The 19,209-nt window shown below is 42.1% G+C and carries 18 protein-coding genes and 2 riboswitches; of the genes, 12 read left to right on the top strand and 6 right to left on the bottom strand.

The genetic code is table 11. From position 1 onward, the window contains the following. Nucleotides 1-21 precede the first annotated feature (21 nt). Nucleotides 22-126, top strand: a riboswitch (SAM riboswitch). A 69-nt stretch (nucleotides 127-195) separates the two neighbouring features. The 5 genes from NYE63_RS06160 to NYE63_RS06140 all read left to right on the top strand — a co-directional run bounded on the left by NYE63_RS06160 (nucleotide 196) and on the right by NYE63_RS06140 (nucleotide 4,094). Further along, entirely contained in the window at nucleotides 196-1,212 is a 1,017-nt protein-coding gene (locus NYE63_RS06160; protein ID WP_342604493.1) for a methionine ABC transporter ATP-binding protein, read from the top strand. Next, a complete protein-coding gene (locus NYE63_RS06155; RefSeq protein ID WP_342604492.1) occupies nucleotides 1,199-1,867 on the top strand; it encodes a methionine ABC transporter permease in 669 nt (222 codons plus the stop codon). Before NYE63_RS06160 ends, NYE63_RS06155 begins: the two co-directional genes overlap by 14 nt. Before the next feature lie 55 nt (nucleotides 1,868-1,922). Beyond that, the gene (locus tag NYE63_RS06150) at nucleotides 1,923-2,744 is read left to right on the top strand and encodes a MetQ/NlpA family ABC transporter substrate-binding protein (protein WP_342604491.1); all 822 of its coding nucleotides are present in this window, start codon (nucleotides 1,923-1,925) and stop codon (nucleotides 2,742-2,744) included. Nucleotides 2,745-2,806: 62 nt separating this feature from the next. Then, entirely contained in the window at nucleotides 2,807-3,931 is a 1,125-nt protein-coding gene (locus NYE63_RS06145) for an iron-containing alcohol dehydrogenase family protein (protein ID WP_342604490.1), read from the top strand. Then, nucleotides 3,906-4,094 carry a hypothetical protein gene (locus tag NYE63_RS06140; protein ID WP_342604489.1) on the top strand — a complete coding sequence of 63 codons (189 nt, stop codon included), beginning with the start codon at nucleotides 3,906-3,908 and terminating at the stop codon, nucleotides 4,092-4,094. The genes NYE63_RS06145 and NYE63_RS06140 overlap by 26 nt, the downstream gene beginning before the upstream one ends. A 206-nt stretch (nucleotides 4,095-4,300) precedes the next feature. Here the strand turns inward: NYE63_RS06140 and NYE63_RS06135 are convergent, their stop codons facing one another. Further along, nucleotides 4,301-5,338: an NAD-dependent epimerase/dehydratase family protein gene (locus NYE63_RS06135; RefSeq protein WP_342604488.1), complete on the bottom strand. Its 1,038-nt coding sequence runs from the start codon at nucleotides 5,336-5,338 to the stop codon at nucleotides 4,301-4,303. A 201-nt stretch (nucleotides 5,339-5,539) separates the two neighbouring features. Here NYE63_RS06135 and NYE63_RS06130 point away from each other — a divergent pair, with 201 nt between their 5' ends. Beyond that, nucleotides 5,540-6,424, top strand: a complete 885-nt coding sequence (locus NYE63_RS06130; protein WP_342605693.1) for a helix-turn-helix domain-containing protein — start codon at nucleotides 5,540-5,542, stop codon at nucleotides 6,422-6,424. A 124-nt stretch (nucleotides 6,425-6,548) separates the two neighbouring features. Next, nucleotides 6,549-7,694, top strand: a complete 1,146-nt coding sequence (gene ugpC, locus NYE63_RS06125) for a sn-glycerol-3-phosphate ABC transporter ATP-binding protein UgpC (RefSeq protein WP_342604487.1) — start codon at nucleotides 6,549-6,551, stop codon at nucleotides 7,692-7,694. Between the two features lie 58 nt (nucleotides 7,695-7,752). Here the strand turns inward: ugpC and NYE63_RS06120 are convergent, their stop codons facing one another. Beyond that, complete coding sequence (locus tag NYE63_RS06120) at nucleotides 7,753-7,995, bottom strand: hypothetical protein (protein WP_063232298.1); 243 nt, start codon at nucleotides 7,993-7,995, stop codon at nucleotides 7,753-7,755. 109 nt (nucleotides 7,996-8,104) lie between these two features. Beyond that, a complete protein-coding gene (gene fumC / locus NYE63_RS06115; RefSeq protein ID WP_342604486.1) occupies nucleotides 8,105-9,487 on the bottom strand; it encodes a class II fumarate hydratase in 1,383 nt (460 codons plus the stop codon). Between the two features lie 326 nt (nucleotides 9,488-9,813). Further along, nucleotides 9,814-9,927, top strand: a riboswitch (SAM riboswitch). Between the two features lie 86 nt (nucleotides 9,928-10,013). Here fumC and NYE63_RS06110 point away from each other — a divergent pair. Both NYE63_RS06110 and metC read left to right on the top strand, forming a co-directional pair. Then, a complete protein-coding gene (locus NYE63_RS06110) occupies nucleotides 10,014-11,126 on the top strand; it encodes a methionine biosynthesis PLP-dependent protein (protein WP_342604485.1) in 1,113 nt (370 codons plus the stop codon). Then, a complete protein-coding gene (gene metC / locus NYE63_RS06105; protein WP_144477750.1) occupies nucleotides 11,123-12,304 on the top strand; it encodes a cystathionine beta-lyase in 1,182 nt (393 codons plus the stop codon). Before NYE63_RS06110 ends, metC begins: the two co-directional genes overlap by 4 nt. 103 nt (nucleotides 12,305-12,407) lie before the next feature. Here metC and NYE63_RS06100 read toward each other — a convergent pair whose 3' ends face one another. The 3 genes from NYE63_RS06100 to NYE63_RS06090 form a co-directional block, all read right to left on the bottom strand. After that, on the bottom strand, nucleotides 12,408-12,656 hold the full coding sequence (locus NYE63_RS06100; protein ID WP_063232302.1) for a type B 50S ribosomal protein L31: 249 nt from the start codon (nucleotides 12,654-12,656) through the stop codon (nucleotides 12,408-12,410). Between the two features lie 132 nt (nucleotides 12,657-12,788). Continuing rightward, nucleotides 12,789-14,807, bottom strand: a complete 2,019-nt coding sequence (locus tag NYE63_RS06095; RefSeq protein WP_063232303.1) for an ABC transporter ATP-binding protein — start codon at nucleotides 14,805-14,807, stop codon at nucleotides 12,789-12,791. Next, nucleotides 14,804-16,555, bottom strand: coding sequence for an ABC transporter transmembrane domain-containing protein (locus NYE63_RS06090; RefSeq protein WP_342604484.1), 1,752 nt, complete (start codon nucleotides 16,553-16,555; stop codon nucleotides 14,804-14,806). Before NYE63_RS06090 ends, NYE63_RS06095 begins: the two co-directional genes overlap by 4 nt. 508 nt (nucleotides 16,556-17,063) lie before the next feature. Between NYE63_RS06090 and NYE63_RS06085 the strand changes: the two genes are divergently transcribed. The 3 genes from NYE63_RS06085 (at nucleotide 17,064) to NYE63_RS06075 (ending at nucleotide 18,870) form a co-directional block, all read left to right on the top strand. Then, a complete protein-coding gene (locus tag NYE63_RS06085) occupies nucleotides 17,064-17,234 on the top strand; it encodes a hypothetical protein (protein ID WP_155726444.1) in 171 nt (56 codons plus the stop codon). Between the two features lie 89 nt (nucleotides 17,235-17,323). Continuing rightward, the gene (locus NYE63_RS06080; protein WP_342604483.1) at nucleotides 17,324-18,442 is read left to right on the top strand and encodes a DUF2515 family protein; all 1,119 of its coding nucleotides are present in this window, start codon (nucleotides 17,324-17,326) and stop codon (nucleotides 18,440-18,442) included. 74 nt (nucleotides 18,443-18,516) lie between these two features. Continuing rightward, complete coding sequence (locus NYE63_RS06075; protein WP_342604482.1) at nucleotides 18,517-18,870, top strand: hypothetical protein; 354 nt, start codon at nucleotides 18,517-18,519, stop codon at nucleotides 18,868-18,870. Nucleotides 18,871-19,209: the final 339 nt, after the last annotated feature.

Here is a 19,209-nt window from a genome sequence, read left to right as displayed (position 1 = left end):
AAATATTCTAAAATAATAATTTACTTATCAAGAGTGACGGAGGGATCAGGCCCTGTGATGTCCGGCAACCGCCCTTAGGGAACGGTGCCACTTCCTGCAGAATGATTGCATTCTGAAAGATAAGACGAGATATAATTTCGCTGCCTCTTTCTGAATGATAGAGACAGCTTTTTTAATGTTTAAGGGGGAAGGCTCATGATTGAAATCCGTTCAGTCCGAAAGGAATACGTCTCGAAGAAAAACCGAGTTATCGGAGTGGATAACGTTTCTTTGACCATTAAAACAGGCGAAGTGTATGGAATTGTCGGCTACAGTGGAGCTGGAAAAAGCTCATTACTCCGCTGCTTGAATTTACTTGAACGTCCGACAGGTGGAAATATCATCATCGACGGCATTGATTTAACATCTTTATCAAGTAAAGAGCTTCGTAAACAACGACAAAAAATCGGAATGATATTCCAGCACTTTTCCTTGGTCAGTTCAAAAACCGTTTATGAAAATGTCGCTTTCGCCTTAAAGGCCGCGCATCGATCGAAGGACGCCATCAAGTTACGTGTATTGGAATTGTTGGAAATCGTAGGGCTCAGCGATAAGAAAGATGTCTATCCGGCACAGCTTAGCGGTGGACAGAAGCAGCGGGTCGGCATAGCTCGCGCATTAGCAAATGACCCCACTGTACTATTATGTGATGAAGCGACTTCAGCCCTTGATCCAACAACTACAAAAGCGATTTTACAGTTATTGAAAAAGATAAGTAGTGAGCTTGGTATCACCATCGTGTTGATTACACATGAAATGGAAGTGGTCAAAGAACTATGCCACCGAGTCGCCGTCATGCAGGATGGCCGGGTAATTGAAGAAGGTCCCGTTTATGAAATATTTTCACAGCCTAAGCAGGAATTAACGAAGCAATTCATTAGCAGTGTACTGGATTTCGAACTCCCTTCGCACTTGATTGAAGAAAGTAAAGGTACGATTATTAAAATTCAATTCGAAGGGCATACCGCCGGTGAGTCGATTCTTTCGGATACTCTCCAATCCCATTCAGTAAAAGGTAATATTTTACACGGTAAAATTGAGTATATCCAGGATGTCCCTTTAGGCATTTTGATCATCGAGTTAATTGGCGATGCCGCCCAAATTCATTCGGCATTGGAATATATAAAAAATCGTTCCAGTTCTGTGGAGGTGTTAAAACATGTCACTGCTTGATCCCATCGTCAATATTTTACCTGATCTTAATAAAGCCTTTCTTGAAACGATTTATATGGTCGGCGTTTCCCTTGCTGTAGCTCTGCTGATCGGTTTACCGCTTGGAGTATTGCTGTTTACGACAACCAGGAATTTATTTTTTGAAAATAGCATCGTGAATCGATCTCTCGGTTTCGCAGTTAATATTGTACGTTCAATCCCGTTCATCATTCTATTGGTCGCCCTCCTTCCTTTAACAGAACTTCTTACGGGATCGACGATAGGACCAAGAGCGGCATCTGTTTCCCTGTCCGTATCCGCTATACCTTTTTTTGCAAGGATCGTTGAATCTGCATTACGTGAAATAGACAGAGGAGTGATTGAAGCTGCAATTGCCGTAGGTGCCACTCCATGGATGATCATTAAGGATGTACTTCTTCCAGAGGCAAAACCGGGAATCATTCAAGGACTTACATTAACGACCATTTCGCTTATCGGTTACTCCGCAATGGCAGGGACAATCGGCGGAGGCGGAATTGGCGACCTGGCCATCCGGTACGGATATTACCGTTATGACAACACAGTCATGATCACGACGATCGTCGTGCTGATCTGCCTTGTGCAAATCATTCAAATGGTTGGTGACAAAGCCTCATACATAGTTAACAAACGATAGGATCAGTCATTTTTTCAATGATTCAATACATTTCATTACTCAGGAGGAATTTCAAATGAAGAAAATAGCTTCGTTATTATCAGTCTGTGCACTTGCCCTTGGCTTGGCAGCTTGCGGGAGCGATGATGCATCCCAAAAAACTGAAGACAAAAAGGAATTGAAGATCGGGGCGACTACCGGGCCCTACGCCGATATGGTTAAAGAGGCCATCAAACCAGGTCTTGAAGATCTCGGTTACAAAATAGAGATCGTCGAATTCACCGACTATATCCAGCCGAATAAGTCGCTTGGCAACCATTCGATCGACGCCAACCTATTCCAGCATAAAGTGTACATGGATAACTTCGCTAAAGAAAATGATTTAAAGCTTTCCGACCTTATCATTGTTCCAACAGCACCAATGGGCATATATTCGAACAAGTATAAATCATTGAAAGAAATTAAAGACGGTACATCACTTGCAGTGCCCAATGATCCGGTTAACCTCGCACGTGCACTTAAAGTGCTGGTGGATGAAGGGTTGATCGAAGTCGATCCAGATGTCGACCCTTTAAAAATATCTGAAAAGGATGTAACGAAAAATCCAAAAAACATCCAACTCAAACCATTGGAATCCGCTCAATTGCCCCGTGCAACAGACAGTGTTGATCTATCAGCAGTCCCTGGCAACTTCGCTCTTGCAGCGAAAATGGACCTAAAGAATGCCCTTGTTTTAGAAAAAATGCCGGATATGTATCGAAACGTTGTTGCAGTGAATACAAAAGATGAAGACGCTCAATTTGCAAAGGATATTAAATCAGTAGTAGAATCCGACCAGTTTGAAAAAGTGATCGATGACAAATTTGCCGGATTCGGAAAACCAGACTGGATGAAGTGATCAAATAATCGAGGCCTGCTTCCCCTTTACAGGGAGCAGGCCTTTCATTAAGGAGAACGAATATGAATAACTTACTGGAGGTCCGCAGCGGCCCCGCTTATTACGCCTGTAAAGCTAATGTCCTTGAAAACCTAGAAGCAAAACTGAGTAAAGGGAACATTCGTAAAGTGCTCGTTATTCATGGAAGAAAATCATGGGAAGTTGCTGAACCCTTTTTTCCTTCCTTAGAAAATATTGAGCCGATCTTTTTCACATACGGCGGGGAATGTAGTGACACGGAAATTGAACGCGTCAAGAAGTCTGTTCTTGAACAAGGTGTGGATGCATTAATCGGCATTGGCGGAGGTAAGCTGCTCGACCTCGCCAAATCAGCCGGAAACTCGCTTCAAAAGGAAATCATCCTCATTCCTACCCTAGCTTCCACCTGCGCTGCCTGGACTCCGTTGAGTGTCATTTATGATGATAATGGTTCATATGTCCGCTATGATATTCATGAAAAAAACGCTTGGATGTTATTTATCGAACCAGGTATTCTTCTGAATTCACCTATTAACTATTTACGGGCTGGAATCGGCGATACATTGGCGAAATGGTACGAGGGCAATGCACTGGCCGAAAAGCTTGCCACCAAGTCCGTGTGTATTGAATTGGCCCATTTAGCCGCAAGGCAATGCCAGGAAGTTTTATTGACATATGGCGAGGAAGCACTAGGTGATTTGGAAAATGGTAAATGGACGGACTCGCTGCAGCGTGTAATTGAAACGAACATCATCACCAGTGGTCTAGTTGGCGGCTTTGGTGACCAGTACCTGCGCGTTGCCGGCGCCCACTCCATTCATAATGGCATGACTACCATCACGCAAACGCATCATTTACTTCACGGGGAAAAAGTCGCATATGGCATTTTAGTCCAGCTTGTTTTAGAAGGGAAATTCTCGGAAATCAAACAATTGCTGCCAATCTACCAGGTGCTTAAACTGCCGATGACATTGCTTGATATTGGCCTGACTGTTGAACATAAGGCGGAACTTCAACAGATTGCAGCCCACTCTGTCAAAGAAGGTGAAGACATCCATCTTCTTTTCCCTGATATCAACAAGGAAAAAGTGGCGGCCGCCATGGAAAACCTTGAAATCCTCACAAACAAGAAGGGGGTTCGGAATGGTCTCATTTCGAACCTTGATTAAGACTAGGTTACACTTTGGCTTTTTTCTGTTTTATGAAACCCTCATTGGATTGAAGAAATTTGCGTCACTCCTGCCGAATAACTGGCTAGCCGAGACACCACAGGAGCTTGCTTTGATGAGGCTTGCAGACAATCTGCGGAAAGGGAGCGGATTTCTGAAGTAACAGGAACATTTTATTAAATAACTTTAGATAAACTCGTCTTCTTCGAATTTGTCTACAGTCTGAAGCGATGGAGTTTTTACCCCATCGCTTTTTTACTACCCTTTGGGAAGTAAAGGGATTGAATCATAACCTTGTTTGTTTTAATCATCCTTTTCACCAAGCAAACATAAAGTGCCATCAATACTTCAGTATAATAAAAGAAGGTTTCAACCTACTGTCTGTTTCCATAACCCAAGAAGATCACTTTCATGTTGTCTGTGGATACCTGCTTTTCTATCGGCAGATTCCGGACGTCCCTTTTCCCAATTCCATATATCTTCGAGAGTTTCTGAAAGGGGACGGAATGTTAGTCCATTATTGATGGCTTTATTGTTATCGACAGCCAAAAACCCATTCAAAGGTTTCTTAGCTCCCGGTAAAGGGAACTCTTCTGGTATCCATAAAGGCATCTCTCCCCATGGCTCTACTTTATTGTCATTTAAAAACTTTTCAGATACCCATGTAAAATCAGCATTACTTCTTGTTACCTTTTTGCAGCCTTCAAGTAATTGCCCCATAGTTAGTGTGTAATCTGGTCCAACGGCATTATATGTACCTGTCATATTTTTTTCTATCATTTGTATTACCCATTGAGCCATGTCCCTTGCATCGATAACTTGTATTGGACGTCCAGGGCGTCCAGGAGATAAAATTTCTCCCCCTTCCGCTATTCTTTTAAGCCAGTACGGCAATCGGTCAGTGTAATCATATGGACCTACTATTTGCCCGGCACGAATTGACAAGACTTTCCCCGGCAGTTCTTTTTCTGCTGCTTTTTCGCTTAATGATTTTAACGGTCCATAATATTCACCGTATATCGGTCCAGCAGTTCCGCGGGTGATCTCTTCTGCTTCATCTTCATTTAGTGTTTGAACCTCTCCATTTTCATCAATACCTGGTTCGGTTGGATCACTATACACTGAGATACTTGAAATATATGTATAATGTTTAACTTGATTAAGCATTCTGCAAGATTTCGATACAGTTCGAGGGATAAAACCCGATGTGTCAATGACTGCATCCCACTGTCTTCCTTTCAACATTTCCAGATCTCCGTCGCGGTCCCCTCTTAACTGTTCTATTTCGGGAAAAACATAAGGATCACTTCCACGATTAAAAAGTGTGACATCATGCCCTTTCTCTATCGCAGCTTTTGCTAAATATCGGCCTAAAAACCGTGTACCACCCAATATTAAAATGTTCATAAGATCTCCTCCTCTTTAACGATATTCCATTAAGCATACGCAATACCCTTTCCTAAAATTAATATTACTTGCAACTTTTTTTTGAACTCTCTTTTTGAACCATGAATTTCCATTCTCGGGAAAACTGACAATATCCTATTCTTTTGAACTTTATTCTTTTTCGCTATAATGATATGGAAAAGGAGAAAGAAGGTGGAAACGATGCTTGAAAATCTCAAACAAAAATTCCCGAATGCTCTTACCAATAACAAGGATATTGAAGATATTTCTGACTATGTTTGGTTCGAAGACTCAAGAAGTATACTTGGCATTCCCCGTTCAGAAATCACAGCCGAAGAAATCCGTTTATTGGAACTGCTTTTTGCTCCTTCCATAAACCCTAATTACCTCAATGTACATCCAGATTCATCATGGAAAACTTTTTTATCCGAACCGAATGCACCATTGCCATTAACGAGCTGGGAGAATGTTCGATTTCTTCATTTTAAGCTGACTCATGCTGATTTTTCCAACTCCGATTTTGAAGAGGCCTTCCTCGCTTTCGTTCCATCTGACGCAGCATTGGTCTGGGAAAATGAAACGGCAGGTGTCTTAATTGAAACGGACAAGGATGAACCATTATCAAATAAAGAACTAATCGCCATTTCTTCCACACTTGAAAGTGACTTTTATGTTAAGACCCGTATGTTCACCGGGCGCTTTCACCCTGTAAATCAAGACCTTCATCATCACTGGACTCAGGAGAAAAAGTGTTTTGATTTGGCACAGGTGCACCTGCCGGATCTTAAGGTCGCTGATTTGGCAGACATCATTCCTCACTCATTAATTAATGATCCATCCGTTAAGAATGCAAAATGGTATATCAATGAGATTCTTGGCAAGACCAAGCAGGATACTGAACTTATCAAAACGATTAAAACGTATATCGAATGTAATTCCAATGCCACCCATGCCGCCAAACAGCTTTATATACATCGGAACAGCTTACAATACCGAATCGATAAATTCTCTGAAAGAACTGGTCTCGATATTAGAAACTTCCGTCATGCCCTTACTGCGTACTTGATTTTTTTACTGAATGATTAATTTCCCATACACACAGGTAATATCATCCTTTTTTGTGCAATGTGCCCATACTTTTTTCTAAACCGATAGCTTAGACTATAGCTAATTGGTACAAGTAATCAGGAGTTTAAAAGGGGGATTTTTCATGGCAGAGTTAGTGTTAGATCATATATTTAAGATTTATGATAAAAAGGTTACGGCTGTTAAAGACTTCAACCTTCGTGTTGCCGATAAGGAATTCATAGTCTTTGTGGGACCTTCTGGTTGCGGCAAATCGACGACATTAAGGATGATTGCCGGACTGGAAGACATTTCCCAAGGGGATTTATACATTGACGGGAAGCGAGTCAATGATGTCCCCCCTAAAGATCGTGATATTGCGATGGTTTTCCAGAACTATGCCTTATATCCTCATATGTCCGTATATGACAATATGGCATTTGGCTTAAAGCTCAGGAAAACGCCAAAAGCGGAAATCAAGCAAAGGGTCAATGAAGCGGCAAGGATTCTCGGACTTGAAGAGCTGCTAAACAGGAAACCTAAAGCCCTTTCAGGAGGTCAGCGCCAGCGTGTGGCACTTGGCCGTGCAATTGTAAGGGACGCAAAGGTTTTCTTGATGGATGAGCCATTATCCAATCTCGATGCAAAGCTACGGGTTCAAATGCGCGCAGAAATCGCTAAACTACATAAACGGCTCGACACCACGACAATATATGTCACGCATGACCAAACAGAGGCAATGACCATGGCGACACGTCTTGTTGTAATGAAAGATGGAATCATCCAACAGGTCGGTGCCCCAAAAGACGTATACGAGAAACCCATAAACGTCTTTGTCGGCGGTTTTATCGGATCGCCTGCCATGAACTTCTTTTCCGGAACATTAAAAGAAGGCACAATTAAAATAGGCGAACAAACGCTTGAAATACCTGAATTGAAGATGAAAATGCTGCGTGATCAAGGATATATCGGAAAGGATTTAATCCTTGGCATCCGTCCGGAGGATTTCCATAATGAAGGAACTAGCTTCACGGAGTCCCCTAACACTACATTCACGACCCAAATTGATGTAGCCGAACTCATGGGCGCGGAGATCATGCTCTACTCCACGTTAGAGGGGCAGGACTTCGTCGCACGAGTCGATGCCAAGAATATTATCCAGGCAGGCGAAAACATAGAACTTGCCCTCGACATGAATAAAGCACACTTTTTTGATAAAGGGACTGAACATCGCATTTTAGTTGAAGAAGATGAACAGATGCAGGAAAACATGAAGTTACCTGCCAATTAAACGTAAAAAGACCCGTTCATGAATGGGTCTTTTTCGTTTATTCAAATAAGGGGTAGATTTATTCCTGGACCAATACCACTTCATCATGTCCGCATTCAGAGCATTTCATGAGATGCGGGCATTGGCCTTTTTGAAGGGATTGAGGATATCCGTCGTTTTCTTTAAGTATGTCGATATCCATGTAAGCACTGTAATCATCAGCGTAGTCCATGAATTTCCCTTTATCATCAAGATCACTGCCGCATTCCGGGCAATTCACATGAATTTTTCTTAGACCGTTGCAAAGCGGGCATAAAGACATTATTTTTCCTCCTGTTCCCGATACTTATGATCTCAGTATTTGTTGATTCCATTATTTTAACACATGGAAACACCCTCCCTAATACCAGAGGGAGGGCACTTCTATGCAATTATTTATTAACCATGTTAGCAGGATCTACCCATGCTTTGAATTCATCTTCCGTCAGGAATTCCAATTTCAACGCCGCTTCTTTTAACGTAGAGTTGTCCTTGAATGCTGTTTTTGCGATCTTGGCTGCTTTTTCATAACCAATATGCGGGTTCAAGGCTGTTACCAACATAAGGGAACGTTCTACATTTTCTTTGATTTTATCTTCATTTGCAGTGATGCCAACCGCACAATTATTGTTGAATGAATGAATGCCTTCCGTCAATAATTTGACCGTTTGCAGGAAGTTATAGATGATGACTGGTTTAAATACATTCAATTCAAAGTTACCTTGGCTAGCTGCAAAGCCAATTGTAGCATCGTTACCCACGATTTGTGTTGCAATCATGGTAAGCGCTTCACTTTGTGTTGGATTGACTTTACCTGGCATGATGGAGCTGCCTGGCTCGTTTTCCGGAATGGCTATTTCGCCGATTCCGCTTCTAGGACCACTTGCCAGCCATCTGACATCGTTCGCAATTTTCATTAAATCGGCTGCCAATGCTTTTAAAGCACCATGTGCGTAGACGATTTCGTTATGGCTTGTCAATGCATGGAACTTATTATCAGATGTGACAAAAGGATATCCTGTATCCGCTGCAATTTGTTTGGCAGAAAGTCCCGGGAATTCTTTTTTTGTATTGATTCCGGTTCCTACAGCCGTTCCGCCTAGTGCAAGGTTCAATAATTTTTGGCTGCTTTCCTCAATCATCACTAGATCTTTGTCGAGCATCGCTTTCCAACCGGAAATTTCTTGTCCTAATGTTAATGGTGTAGCATCTTGAAGATGTGTCCGGCCAATTTTCACGACATCCCAAAATTCTTTTTCTTTTGTATCGAATGTATCACGAAGAGCTTTGATGGCAGGGACCAATTTTTCAGCGACTTCCATAAAGGCAGCAATATGCATGGCGGTCGGGAAAGTATCATTGGAGCTTTGTGCCTTGTTAACATCATCATTCGGATGAAGGGTTTCCGATTCACCATTTTCTTTCAACCATTCATTCCCTTTGTTAGCGACCACTTCATTCACGTTCATATTACTCTGCGTGCCGCTTCCCGTTTGCCAAACTACAAGCGGGAAATGTTCATCAAGTGTGCCTTCAAGGATTTCGCCGCAAATCTTGACGATGGCATTCTTTTTGACTTCCGAAAGATCACCAAGATCATAGTTCACCTTTGCCGCAGCTTGTTTAACGTATGCAAATGCACGAACTAATTCAATCGGCATTTTTTCGTTACCGATTTTGAAATTGTTACGGCTTCTCTCAGTTTGTGCTCCCCAATATTTATCAGCAGGAACTTTCACTTCACCCATCGTATCTCGTTCGATTCTGTATTCCATGTGTTCTCCTCCTATGTTTGCACTATTCATTGAAGACCTTTTGCATATGAAATGAATAATGTCGTATTATTCTTTCTCTCCATACATTGTACAAACTTTATTATTTTAAAGCAAAAATATCCGGCTGACCCTTCCCATTTTTCTGAAAAAATCCATAATCCTTCCTGTTTATATGAAAATCCGGATATTTTTTTTAGACACATAAAGTGTTGACACCGCTAGGCTCCAATTGACCTAGTCATGAACATCAAAGCATTATCCACCCAAAATGTTCTTGACAGTATTTTGTATATATAGTAAATTCAAAAGAAATCGAATAATCTAAACTCTTATCGAGAGAGGTAGAGGGAATGGCCCGATGACACCTCAGCAACCTTCATTTGTTTCAAACCAATGAAAAGGTGCTAATTCCACAAGTTTGTGAACTTGGAAGATAAGAAGAATGACTCGTCCCTACTTAATCAAAGTCTTCTTCTTAAAGAAGACTTTTTTTTATTTTATATAACGCAAAGGAGCAGTGAAAACCATGTACAAAACTGAAACATATCTTGCTCAATTAGGAAATCGCAGCGAAACGGCGACAGGAACAGTCAATCCGCCGGTATACTTTTCAACAGCTTTTCGTCACGAAGGAATTGGCCAATCGACGGGATTCGACTACACAAGGACAGGTAATCCTACACGCCAACTATTGGAGCGATCCATCGCCGATCTGGAAAAAGGCGACCAAGGTTATGCCTGCAGTTCAGGAATGGCCGCCATTTCCACTATACTCGCCCTTTTTAAATCTGGTGATGCATGGATTGTCAGCGAAGATCTTTATGGCGGTACATATCGTCTGTTAGAACAAGGTTTTAAAAAATGGGGGTTGCAGTGTGACTATGTAAACACTTGTTGTTTGGAGGATATCGAAAAAGCCATCACTCCTCACACGAAAGCCATCTTCATCGAAACTCCCACTAACCCTCTTATGCAGCAAACGGACATTAGCGCCGTTGCCGCATTGGCCAAACGATATAATTTATTGTTAATCGTTGATAACACTTTTTACACGCCTCTAATTCAACAACCCATCCTGCTTGGAGCGGATATTGTGATTCACAGTGCAACCAAGTATCTCGGTGGTCATAATGATGTGCTCGCCGGACTGATCGTTGCTAGCGGCGCTGAATTATGTGATGCACTTGCCTTCCATCACAATGGTACCGGAGCTGTCTTGAGCCCATTTGATTCTTGGCTGTTGATGCGCGGAATGAAAACCCTGGCGTTGCGGATGGAGCGTCATGAAAAGAATGCCAAGATACTTGTAGATTACTTATCGGAGCATGATTGTGTTACGGACGTATTGTATCCCGGCAGAGGCGGCATGATTTCATTCCGTATCATTAATGAAGCGGCGGTCAACCCATTTTTACAATCGCTCTCATTAATCTCTTTTGCAGAAAGCCTTGGAGGGGTTGAAAGCTTCATCACCTATCCTGCCACACAAACACATGCCGATATTCCGCTTGAAGTCAGAACGGCAAATGGTGTTTGTAATCGCCTGCTCCGCTTCTCCGTTGGCATCGAGGATAGCGATGATTTGATTGGTGACTTACAGCAAGCATTCGCACAGGTAAAAAGGGAGGCACTACGATGACAGATCATGATTTTAGCTTTGAAACCAAATTACTTCATAATCAACATAAATTCGATCCGGCAACGGGCGGCGTGAGCGTCCCCATTCAGCACGCATCGACTTTCCATCAATCCGATATCGATCAATTCGGCAAATATGATTACAGCAGAAGCGGGAACCCAACTCGCGAGGCACTTGAAGACATCATTGCCGAACTTGAGGACGGCACCCATGGCTTTGCTTTTTCATCAGGAATGGCTGCCATTTCTACAGCTTTCCTGCTATTGTCTGCCGGGGATCATATCGTCATTTCCGAAGATGTTTATGGCGGAACGTTCAGGATGGTCACAAGCGTATTGTCGCGTTTCAATATTGAGCATACCTTCGTTGACATGACGGACCTTGAAAGCGTCAAAGCGGCAGTTCAGCCAAATACCAGGGCCATATACATCGAAACGCCTTCAAATCCGTTACTTAAAGTGACCGATATTCAAGCCGTATGTGATATCGCAAAAAAAGCCGGCGCCTTAAGTTTTGTTGATAATACATTCTTGACGCCAGCATTGCAAAAACCACTGAATCTGGGCGCTGATGTTGTCCTTCATAGCGCGACGAAGTTTTTATCCGGACACAGTGATGTGGTAGCTGGGCTTGCGGTCGTAAAAGATCCGGAATTAGCAGTAAGACTCGGTTCCCTTCAAAACTCCTTTGGAGCGGTTCTTGGTGTCCAGGACGCCTGGCTTGTAATGAGAGGTCTGAAAACCTTGTCAGTTAGAATGGAACATTCACAAAAAGGGGCAGAAAAGATTGCAGCCTACTTAAAGGAGCAGCCCTTGGTGAAAAAAGTGTATTATCCCGGCCTAGCTGATCATCCACAGCACGCCATCCAGAAAGGCCAGTCACTTGGAGCAGGGGCGGTCCTATCATTTGAATTGGAAAGTGAGGAAGTCTTCCGTTCTTTCGTTAACACTGTCGAACTCCCTGTTTTTGCCGTAAGCCTTGGAGCGGTCGAATCTATATTATCCTACCCGGCCAAAATGTCCCATGCTGCAATGCCTGCCGATGAAAGGGAAAAGCGAGGCATCACGAACAGCTTGCTCCGTCTCTCTGTCGGACTTGAAAATCCAGACGATTTAATCAAGGACTTCGATGCGGCCCTCGTAAATATTGCAAAAGGGGAAGCAATTGCTGCAAAATGATTAAAGGAAGGGTGCGCCATATATTATGGGCACCCTTTTTTGTTTGCATCATTTTTATTCTTTTTCATAATAAAAAGGCTATGATTTCCCATTGGCCTTACTCTCATTTCTTCATTTTATATTTATCCAGGAAGCGATCCACCCGTCCACCTTTTTCAGCAAACTTCTGCTTTCCAGTATAAAAAGGATGCGTATCTGAACTGATTTCCACTTTTAATAATGGATACGTGTTGCCGTCTTCCCACACGACCGTTTCATTGGACGTTTTCGTGGAGCCTGTCAAAAATTTATAACCACTGTTGGTATCCATGAATACTACTTGTTGATAATCGGGATGAATTTCTTGTTTCACTATTATCACCTCGTCAGTATAGGTTTATGTTAAACGTAATGATTACTATTATCAACAATTATGCTTGAAGGTACCAATAACGGCACCCTCATTATATTTTTATCTTGATTATCCAACCTTATACAATCGTGGTCAGCCAGCCATGTCCTTATGCGGACCTGCCTGCAGTTCATACATTTGATAGTACTTCCCTTTTAATTCCATTAATTCTTCATGTGTACCTTGCTCAGCAATCCGGCCTTTATCCAGTACAAGAATTTGGTCGGCATTTTTTATCGTGGAAAGTCTATGTGCAATGATGAAGGTCGTTCTCCCTTTTTTCAGCACTTCCATTCCCTCCTGGATAATTGCCTCGGTTTCGGTGTCGATGCTTGCTGTCGCTTCATCCAAAATCAATATTGCAGGATTGAATGCAAGAGCACGGGCAAAAGAGATTAGCTGCCGCTGTCCAGAAGACAGCGTTCCTCCTTTTTCGATCACGGGTTCGTCCAGCCCTAAAGGAAGATGCTTAAGCACTTTGTCCCCCCCAACATCTCTTAATGATTTTTCAACCATTTCCCTTGTGATGCCTTTATGATTCAGACTGATATTGGATGCGATGGTGCCAGTAAATAAATAGGGATCCTGAAGGACGATTCCCATATGTTCCCTAAGCGTCTGATGAGGAATATCCAATATATTCCTTCCGTCGATTTTAATTTGCCCTTCACTACTGTCATAAAAACGGAACAATAAATTCATTATGGAACTTTTTCCTGACCCAGTATGGCCAACTAAAGCGACCGTTTCCCCTTGTTTAGCAGAGAAGGAAATGTCCCTTAACACATATTCATTATCCTTATAACCAAAAGAAACATTTTCGAATTGCACGTTCCCTTTGTATCTAGATATGTTTTCATCACTGACTGCCAATCCCTGCTCATCCAATAAACTGAACGCCCGCTCCCCTGCAACAAGTGCCTGTTCAAGATTAGCGAACTGATTGACGATTCCATGAAGCGGATGTAGAAGGCGGCTGATCAAATCAACAATTGCATACATCATCCCTAAGGAAATGGCCGAACTCGCTGTAAGGGAAATCCCACCGAAATACCAGACGAATGCCATTAGCGCCAAAACCTTAATGACACCAATCAAGTTTCCACCCGTCAACGAATTCAAATGGAGCATTTTATTTTGATAGGAATAATGCTCCCGGTTCAGATTTTCAAAAGATTGCTTCGTCTCCTTTTCACGTCCAAATGCCTGAATGATGCTCATTCCAGAAATGGATTCATTGATCATCCCATTAATATCGCTGACCCTTTCCCGAATGATGTGATTATATTTCGAGGCGAATTTACGATATACCATCGTCCAGATAACGATGATCGGAATAAGTAAAAGGCCAATGGTACCGACTCGTGGATCCAGAATATACAAAGCAATTAGAACGCCTAAGATATTAATTGTACTCGAGAAGAAGTTGGCTAGCACGGTTACATATAATTCCCGGATCGCTTCCGTATCATTAGTGACCCTGGCAACGATTTTCCCCGCTGGCATATTATCGAAATAACGTATCGGCAGACGGGAAATATGTGTGAAAATATCATTTCGCATCTTCTGTATGATTCGGTTAGCCGCTTTCTGTAAATAAAAGCTCTGCCCATATTGAAAAATGGAGGAAAGGATGACAAGACTAAAATAAAAAGTCACAAGCTTAATGATCCGCGGGATTTCCGGTTGGTAAAACCGCATCACTTCCTGACTCGTCAATTTCACTGCTTGCGCACGTTGCTCTTTCCCGTCTTTCTTGATGATCAACGATTGGCTCTCCAAGGTTCTGCGCCCATCGATAGGGACAGCTTCATTTACGAAGACAAATTGATTGCCAACCTGCAGAACATGGACTTCCCTGCCTTTCTTCTCACCTTTTGCAAAGTAATCAGCCCGTTTATACCAATTTCCATCATACTTAACAGCATCCTTTCCTTTACCCGCTTCATACCAGGTAGATTCGATGCCAAGTATATGTGAATCGATGATTTTCTTGGCAACGAAAGGACCTGTTAAATCGGCCGCTACCGAAAGTGCCAGCATGATCAGAGCGCCAATGATCAGTTTTTTATAAAGGGCAGCATAATTAAAAAGTTTCTTTACGACCTTCATGCCTTCACCTCCGTCCCTTCGTCAACCTGCTGTCGTTCATATTGTTCCCTATACCAGCCAGCATTCTGCAGTAAGTCCGCATGAGTCCCCTCTTCGATGATCTCTCCGCTGTCCAACACGATAATTCTGTCCGCGTGCTGAACGGCTGATAAGCGATGGGTTGTGATGATGGTCGTTTTCCCCGCCCGTTCATTTTGGATATTTTCGATGATCGTCGTTTCAGTTTTTGCATCTACAGCGGATAAGGAATCATCCAATATAAGGATTTCCGGATTTTTGATCAGTGCCCTGGCAATCGAGATCCTCTGCTTTTGCCCTCCAGATAGAGCTACACCCTTTTCACCGACGAGTGTCTCAAGACGATTTGGCAGCATCATTAAGTCCTTCTCAAAATCCGCAAGCCGGATAGCTTCAGCCAGTTCATCTTCCGTTGCATCCATTTTACCGAATAAGATATTTTCCCTAACAGACTTCGAGAATAAAAAATGGTCCTGTGGAACGTAGCCGATCCATTTACGAATATCTTCAAGGTTCAGTTGCTCCAGAGGCATGCCTGCAAAAGCGATTTCACCTGTTCCTAAAGGATATTCCCGCAGCAATTGCTTTACGAATGTCGTTTTTCCGCTTCCTGTTTTCCCCACTATCCCCAATGTTTGACCGCGCTCAAGCTGAACGGAAATATTGGATAGATTCACAACCGTTGAGGAAGGGTATGTAAAATACACTGAATTGAATTGGATATTTCCCGGTTTTGGAATACTTTCCAGACCCAATGAATTTTTCACATCCGCTTCATATGAAAGGGTATCCTGAACACGATCTAGTGAAGCATTTCCCCTTTGCATGACATTGATCAGTTCCCCCACCGCGATCATCGGCCAAATTAACATGCCTAGGTACACATTGAACGAAACAAGTCCGCCAAGCGTTATGGCCTGTTGAAACACAAGATAAGCCCCGTAACCCAACCCGATTAAATAACTGATGCCGATGATAATGCTGATTGTCGGATCAAAGAGGGCATCGATTCTTGCCACGGCTAGATTTTTGCGATATACATCCTCTGTCATTTCATCAAATCGCTTTTCATCTTCCCGTTCCTGGACATAGGCCCGGATAACACGGACACCTGAAATGGATTCCAGGACCTTGTCATTTAAAGTACCAAAAGCTGCTTGTGCATCCGTAAAACGTTTGTAAATTTTCTTCACGTAAATTTGCATCATCACTGCCATGATCGGAAGTGGCAGCACCGCCGCAATCGTCAACTGCCAGCTGATCGTGGCTCCCATCATGACTACAACCGTAATGGTGAACAGCACCGAGTCGACGAGGGTCAATATTCCGAAACCAGCAGTGAGGGATATTGCCTTTAAATCATTGGTTGCCCTTGCCATTAAATCCCCTGTACGGTTTTTTTCATAAAAAGTCGGCGTCATTTTCAGCAAATGGCCCATAAATCCAGACCTTAGTTTTCGTTCGACCAAGTTTCCGCCGCCAAATAACAGATAACTCCATAAGTAACCAAATAGGTAACTGCCGCTCAGTACCATGAGCAAATAAATAACGTATTTCATGACCCCTTCCTGCGTCATGCTGCCATTGTTCATTTCATCGATGGCATTCCCGACAAGTTTTGGCGGGATAACCTCCAAGATATTCACTAGACATAGAAATAAAATCGCCAAAGTATAGCGCTGCCACTGTTCTTTAAAGAACCAGGACAGCTTTTTAAAAATCGCAAACATGAATTCCCCTCCCTTTTGGTCAAACCCTCACTCGCTAACCGCTTTCTGGATCTCCGGGTTGCAATAAGATTTCCAATGTCTTTTGTCTCATTTAAAATTCCTCCTATCTTTTATATGGAAAAGTTGCTAATGCACCTATATCCCAAATGCCAAAAAGCCCCCGCCAATTAGCGGAAGCTTTTTTAGATGCGTAATAACACATATAAAAGCGCAGGCCGCGAAAATTCCACAACCTGCGCTTTAAAATGATCAATGAACACGTCGAATCCTTTGTCTAGAACGACAAGGTTTCAGGGCAGGCGGACGTATGATATTCGGTTGTGACATCCATGTGCTTAACTGATTTAGTCATGACGTTCGCCTCCTTTTCTATTAATTAATGGTAATTTTTAACTTATGTTTAAAGATTACTACGTGTGCCTATTTTTGTCAATTGTGACTTTTCTAGATTATTGATGGATAATCCTTTATTCTTATAAGAATGACGTAACCTAAGGAGGTTCAGCATATGCAATGGAGAAAATATATACTCCTGGCGGTTCCCTTTTTATTTTCATCCATTTTCATCTTATTTGCCGTACCGGAAAAATATAGAATGTTATCCTTCATTCCTGTGTTTCTTTTCTGGATAGTTTATTATATTTTATTGTACCTGGAAAAGAAGAAGAAAAATAACTGATGACAAAAGAAATACAGGGCGTTGCAAATGCAACGCCCCTTTCTTGACGGCTCTGCATATAATGATCGAAAAACATTTGTGGTGATTGTATGTTCTCCCAATATTTGCAAAAGCTGATGGGCAAACACCCTGTCAAAACAAAACCCATCATCGATACTGAAAAATATGACACGCTAAGATCCCATTTACAAAAAGAGCTTTTTCAGCCTTTTGAAGGGTCAAAGGCTTTCTTTCCTGAGGAAACCGCTCTGATAAAAAGCATTCGAACCGAGACGGTTGCCTTGAACCGGAACAATATCACAAGAACACAAGCATATCTTGCCTTTTACAATCGTAATCCAGAGGTCCATTGGGCCTTTTTAGCACATATGGTTTCGAGGAATGGAGGATACCATATGACTGACTTGAAAAGTTCATCCATGACCCATCTCCTTGACAAAGCGGAACGGCAGAAATTTTTCCTGTTCCTTGAGCGCGCCAATTCAGCCATATTTGCAGATGCATTCCCCCAGCTTCTTTTATATGAACATTCTAAACAAAAAGAACTTCCGCTAAGAAGGTATTTACCAGTTTTCCGCATTTCAAGATTCATGGCCCCGATTTGGGAATCTTTCATCGAAGAGCCCCATTCACCCCTTTTGACAACGGCCCTTATCATTAATGAACAAAGAATGCTTCAGGAAAGGATATTAAAACGCACCCGTCATGGTGAAATCCTCCGAAGGCTTGATTTTCTGCTTCAGGAATACTTAGGCTTCATGAAAGTGATCTTTCCTTATGCAAACAAGCAAAACGGTCTTCATTCCTTGACAGGCCTGACCGTTGAACGCTTTGCCGACCCGAAACAGCGTATTGAAACGGGAAAATCATTATATGAGCTTCTTTTTCAGCATCCAGTTGTTTTTCGCGGTGTTAGCCAATTTACAAAAGAGGTTCCACACACGGGGTCCAGAAAGGATTACTGGGGAAGCATATATACATCTGATGCATCCACGTCAAAAGATGATAAAGTGTACAGCCCCACTCTTCATGATGCATGGGCAGATCAACTATTCTTTCCTCCCCATTCCATTGATTGGTTCACGAATGAAAGCTTTATAGAAGATTTACGTAGCACACCGATCATTAAAAAGGCGGACCTGACCAACAAGGTGCTCGAAAATGTCAATCAGCTCAAAACTCTTAACGGAATGAAAGCCATTTTCTAGCATCAAGCCTCTTACTTTGAATATCCCATCCTCCATTTGGCAAGAATGGTTAGCAAAAAGAATGGGTGAATCAAATGAGAGGCATTGTACTATTGAATCCAAATTACAAAATCGGGGATTTACATACGAATGAGAGCTTTGCAATCCAAAAGATTGTGACGGACAAGTATATGGAAGAGAAGAATATTTCCCCAATCATACTGAATCCGTATCAAATCCATCTTTATTACACCATTCCGCATGAGCTTCTATTCAATTTACAAAATAGAAAAACGGATCAAATCGATTGCCTTGTGCTTCACTCTCCAGAAACGATCGAACGGTTCATCTATATCTACCCTGAAAAATGGCTTGAGCTATGCGGATATTTCAAAGAAATTATCAGTGTCGCCACTCAAACTCCCGTTAGGAAATATGAAGCAAATTAATGCTTAAATAAAATCATGGTACTTAAGTCGTTTTGACTGGATTCTAAAGTCATTAAATGTTCTTTTTTTACAAGACCATCTTTTCAAGTACTTATGGTTTATGCTTCCCTTTTTCACATGAGCGACCCATCCCTCCTCATGATTGTCGCTGTGCCGCTTCGCCCTCTCTTTATCTCTTAAAACCCCTTCGGACTTATTGACCATTATATTTATATCAATTTTCTAAATTATAAGATTACTAGGAATTATATAACTTCAAAACAATCTTTTGGAAATATAGATAAATTTACGGATAAAGCATAGAAAAATAAGTTAATTTTATATATCATTGGAGATAGG

Source organism: Peribacillus sp. FSL E2-0159, from assembly GCF_038643155.1.
Classification (GTDB): Bacteria; Bacillota; Bacilli; order Bacillales; family DSM-1321; genus Peribacillus; species Peribacillus simplex.
The sequence above is the reverse complement of the archived record's forward strand: the minus strand, read 5'-3'. Positions and strand labels throughout refer to the sequence as shown.

Bases quoted from the DNA above. Each gene is read 5' to 3' on its own strand.
- NYE63_RS06160 (WP_342604493.1), top strand. From the start codon at position 196: ATGATTGAAATCCGTTCAGTCCGAAAGGAATACGTCTCGAAGAAAAAC.
- NYE63_RS06155 (WP_342604492.1), top strand. From the start codon at position 1,199: ATGTCACTGCTTGATCCCATCGTCAATATTTTACCTGATCTTAATAAA.
- NYE63_RS06150 (WP_342604491.1), top strand. From the start codon at position 1,923: ATGAAGAAAATAGCTTCGTTATTATCAGTCTGTGCACTTGCCCTTGGC.
- NYE63_RS06145 (WP_342604490.1), top strand. From the start codon at position 2,807: ATGAATAACTTACTGGAGGTCCGCAGCGGCCCCGCTTATTACGCCTGT.
- NYE63_RS06140 (WP_342604489.1), top strand. From the start codon at position 3,906: ATGGTCTCATTTCGAACCTTGATTAAGACTAGGTTACACTTTGGCTTT.
- NYE63_RS06135 (WP_342604488.1), bottom strand. From the start codon at position 5,338: ATGAACATTTTAATATTGGGTGGTACACGGTTTTTAGGCCGATATTTA.
- NYE63_RS06130 (WP_342605693.1), top strand. From the start codon at position 5,540: ATGCTTGAAAATCTCAAACAAAAATTCCCGAATGCTCTTACCAATAAC.
- ugpC (WP_342604487.1), top strand. From the start codon at position 6,549: ATGGCAGAGTTAGTGTTAGATCATATATTTAAGATTTATGATAAAAAG.
- NYE63_RS06120 (WP_063232298.1), bottom strand. From the start codon at position 7,995: ATGTCTTTATGCCCGCTTTGCAACGGTCTAAGAAAAATTCATGTGAAT.
- fumC (WP_342604486.1), bottom strand. From the start codon at position 9,487: ATGGAATACAGAATCGAACGAGATACGATGGGTGAAGTGAAAGTTCCT.
- NYE63_RS06110 (WP_342604485.1), top strand. From the start codon at position 10,014: ATGTACAAAACTGAAACATATCTTGCTCAATTAGGAAATCGCAGCGAA.
- metC (WP_144477750.1), top strand. From the start codon at position 11,123: ATGACAGATCATGATTTTAGCTTTGAAACCAAATTACTTCATAATCAA.
- NYE63_RS06095 (WP_063232303.1), bottom strand. From the start codon at position 14,807: ATGAAGGTCGTAAAGAAACTTTTTAATTATGCTGCCCTTTATAAAAAA.
- NYE63_RS06090 (WP_342604484.1), bottom strand. From the start codon at position 16,555: ATGTTTGCGATTTTTAAAAAGCTGTCCTGGTTCTTTAAAGAACAGTGG.
- NYE63_RS06085 (WP_155726444.1), top strand. From the start codon at position 17,064: ATGCAATGGAGAAAATATATACTCCTGGCGGTTCCCTTTTTATTTTCA.
- NYE63_RS06080 (WP_342604483.1), top strand. From the start codon at position 17,324: ATGTTCTCCCAATATTTGCAAAAGCTGATGGGCAAACACCCTGTCAAA.
- NYE63_RS06075 (WP_342604482.1), top strand. From the start codon at position 18,517: ATGAGAGGCATTGTACTATTGAATCCAAATTACAAAATCGGGGATTTA.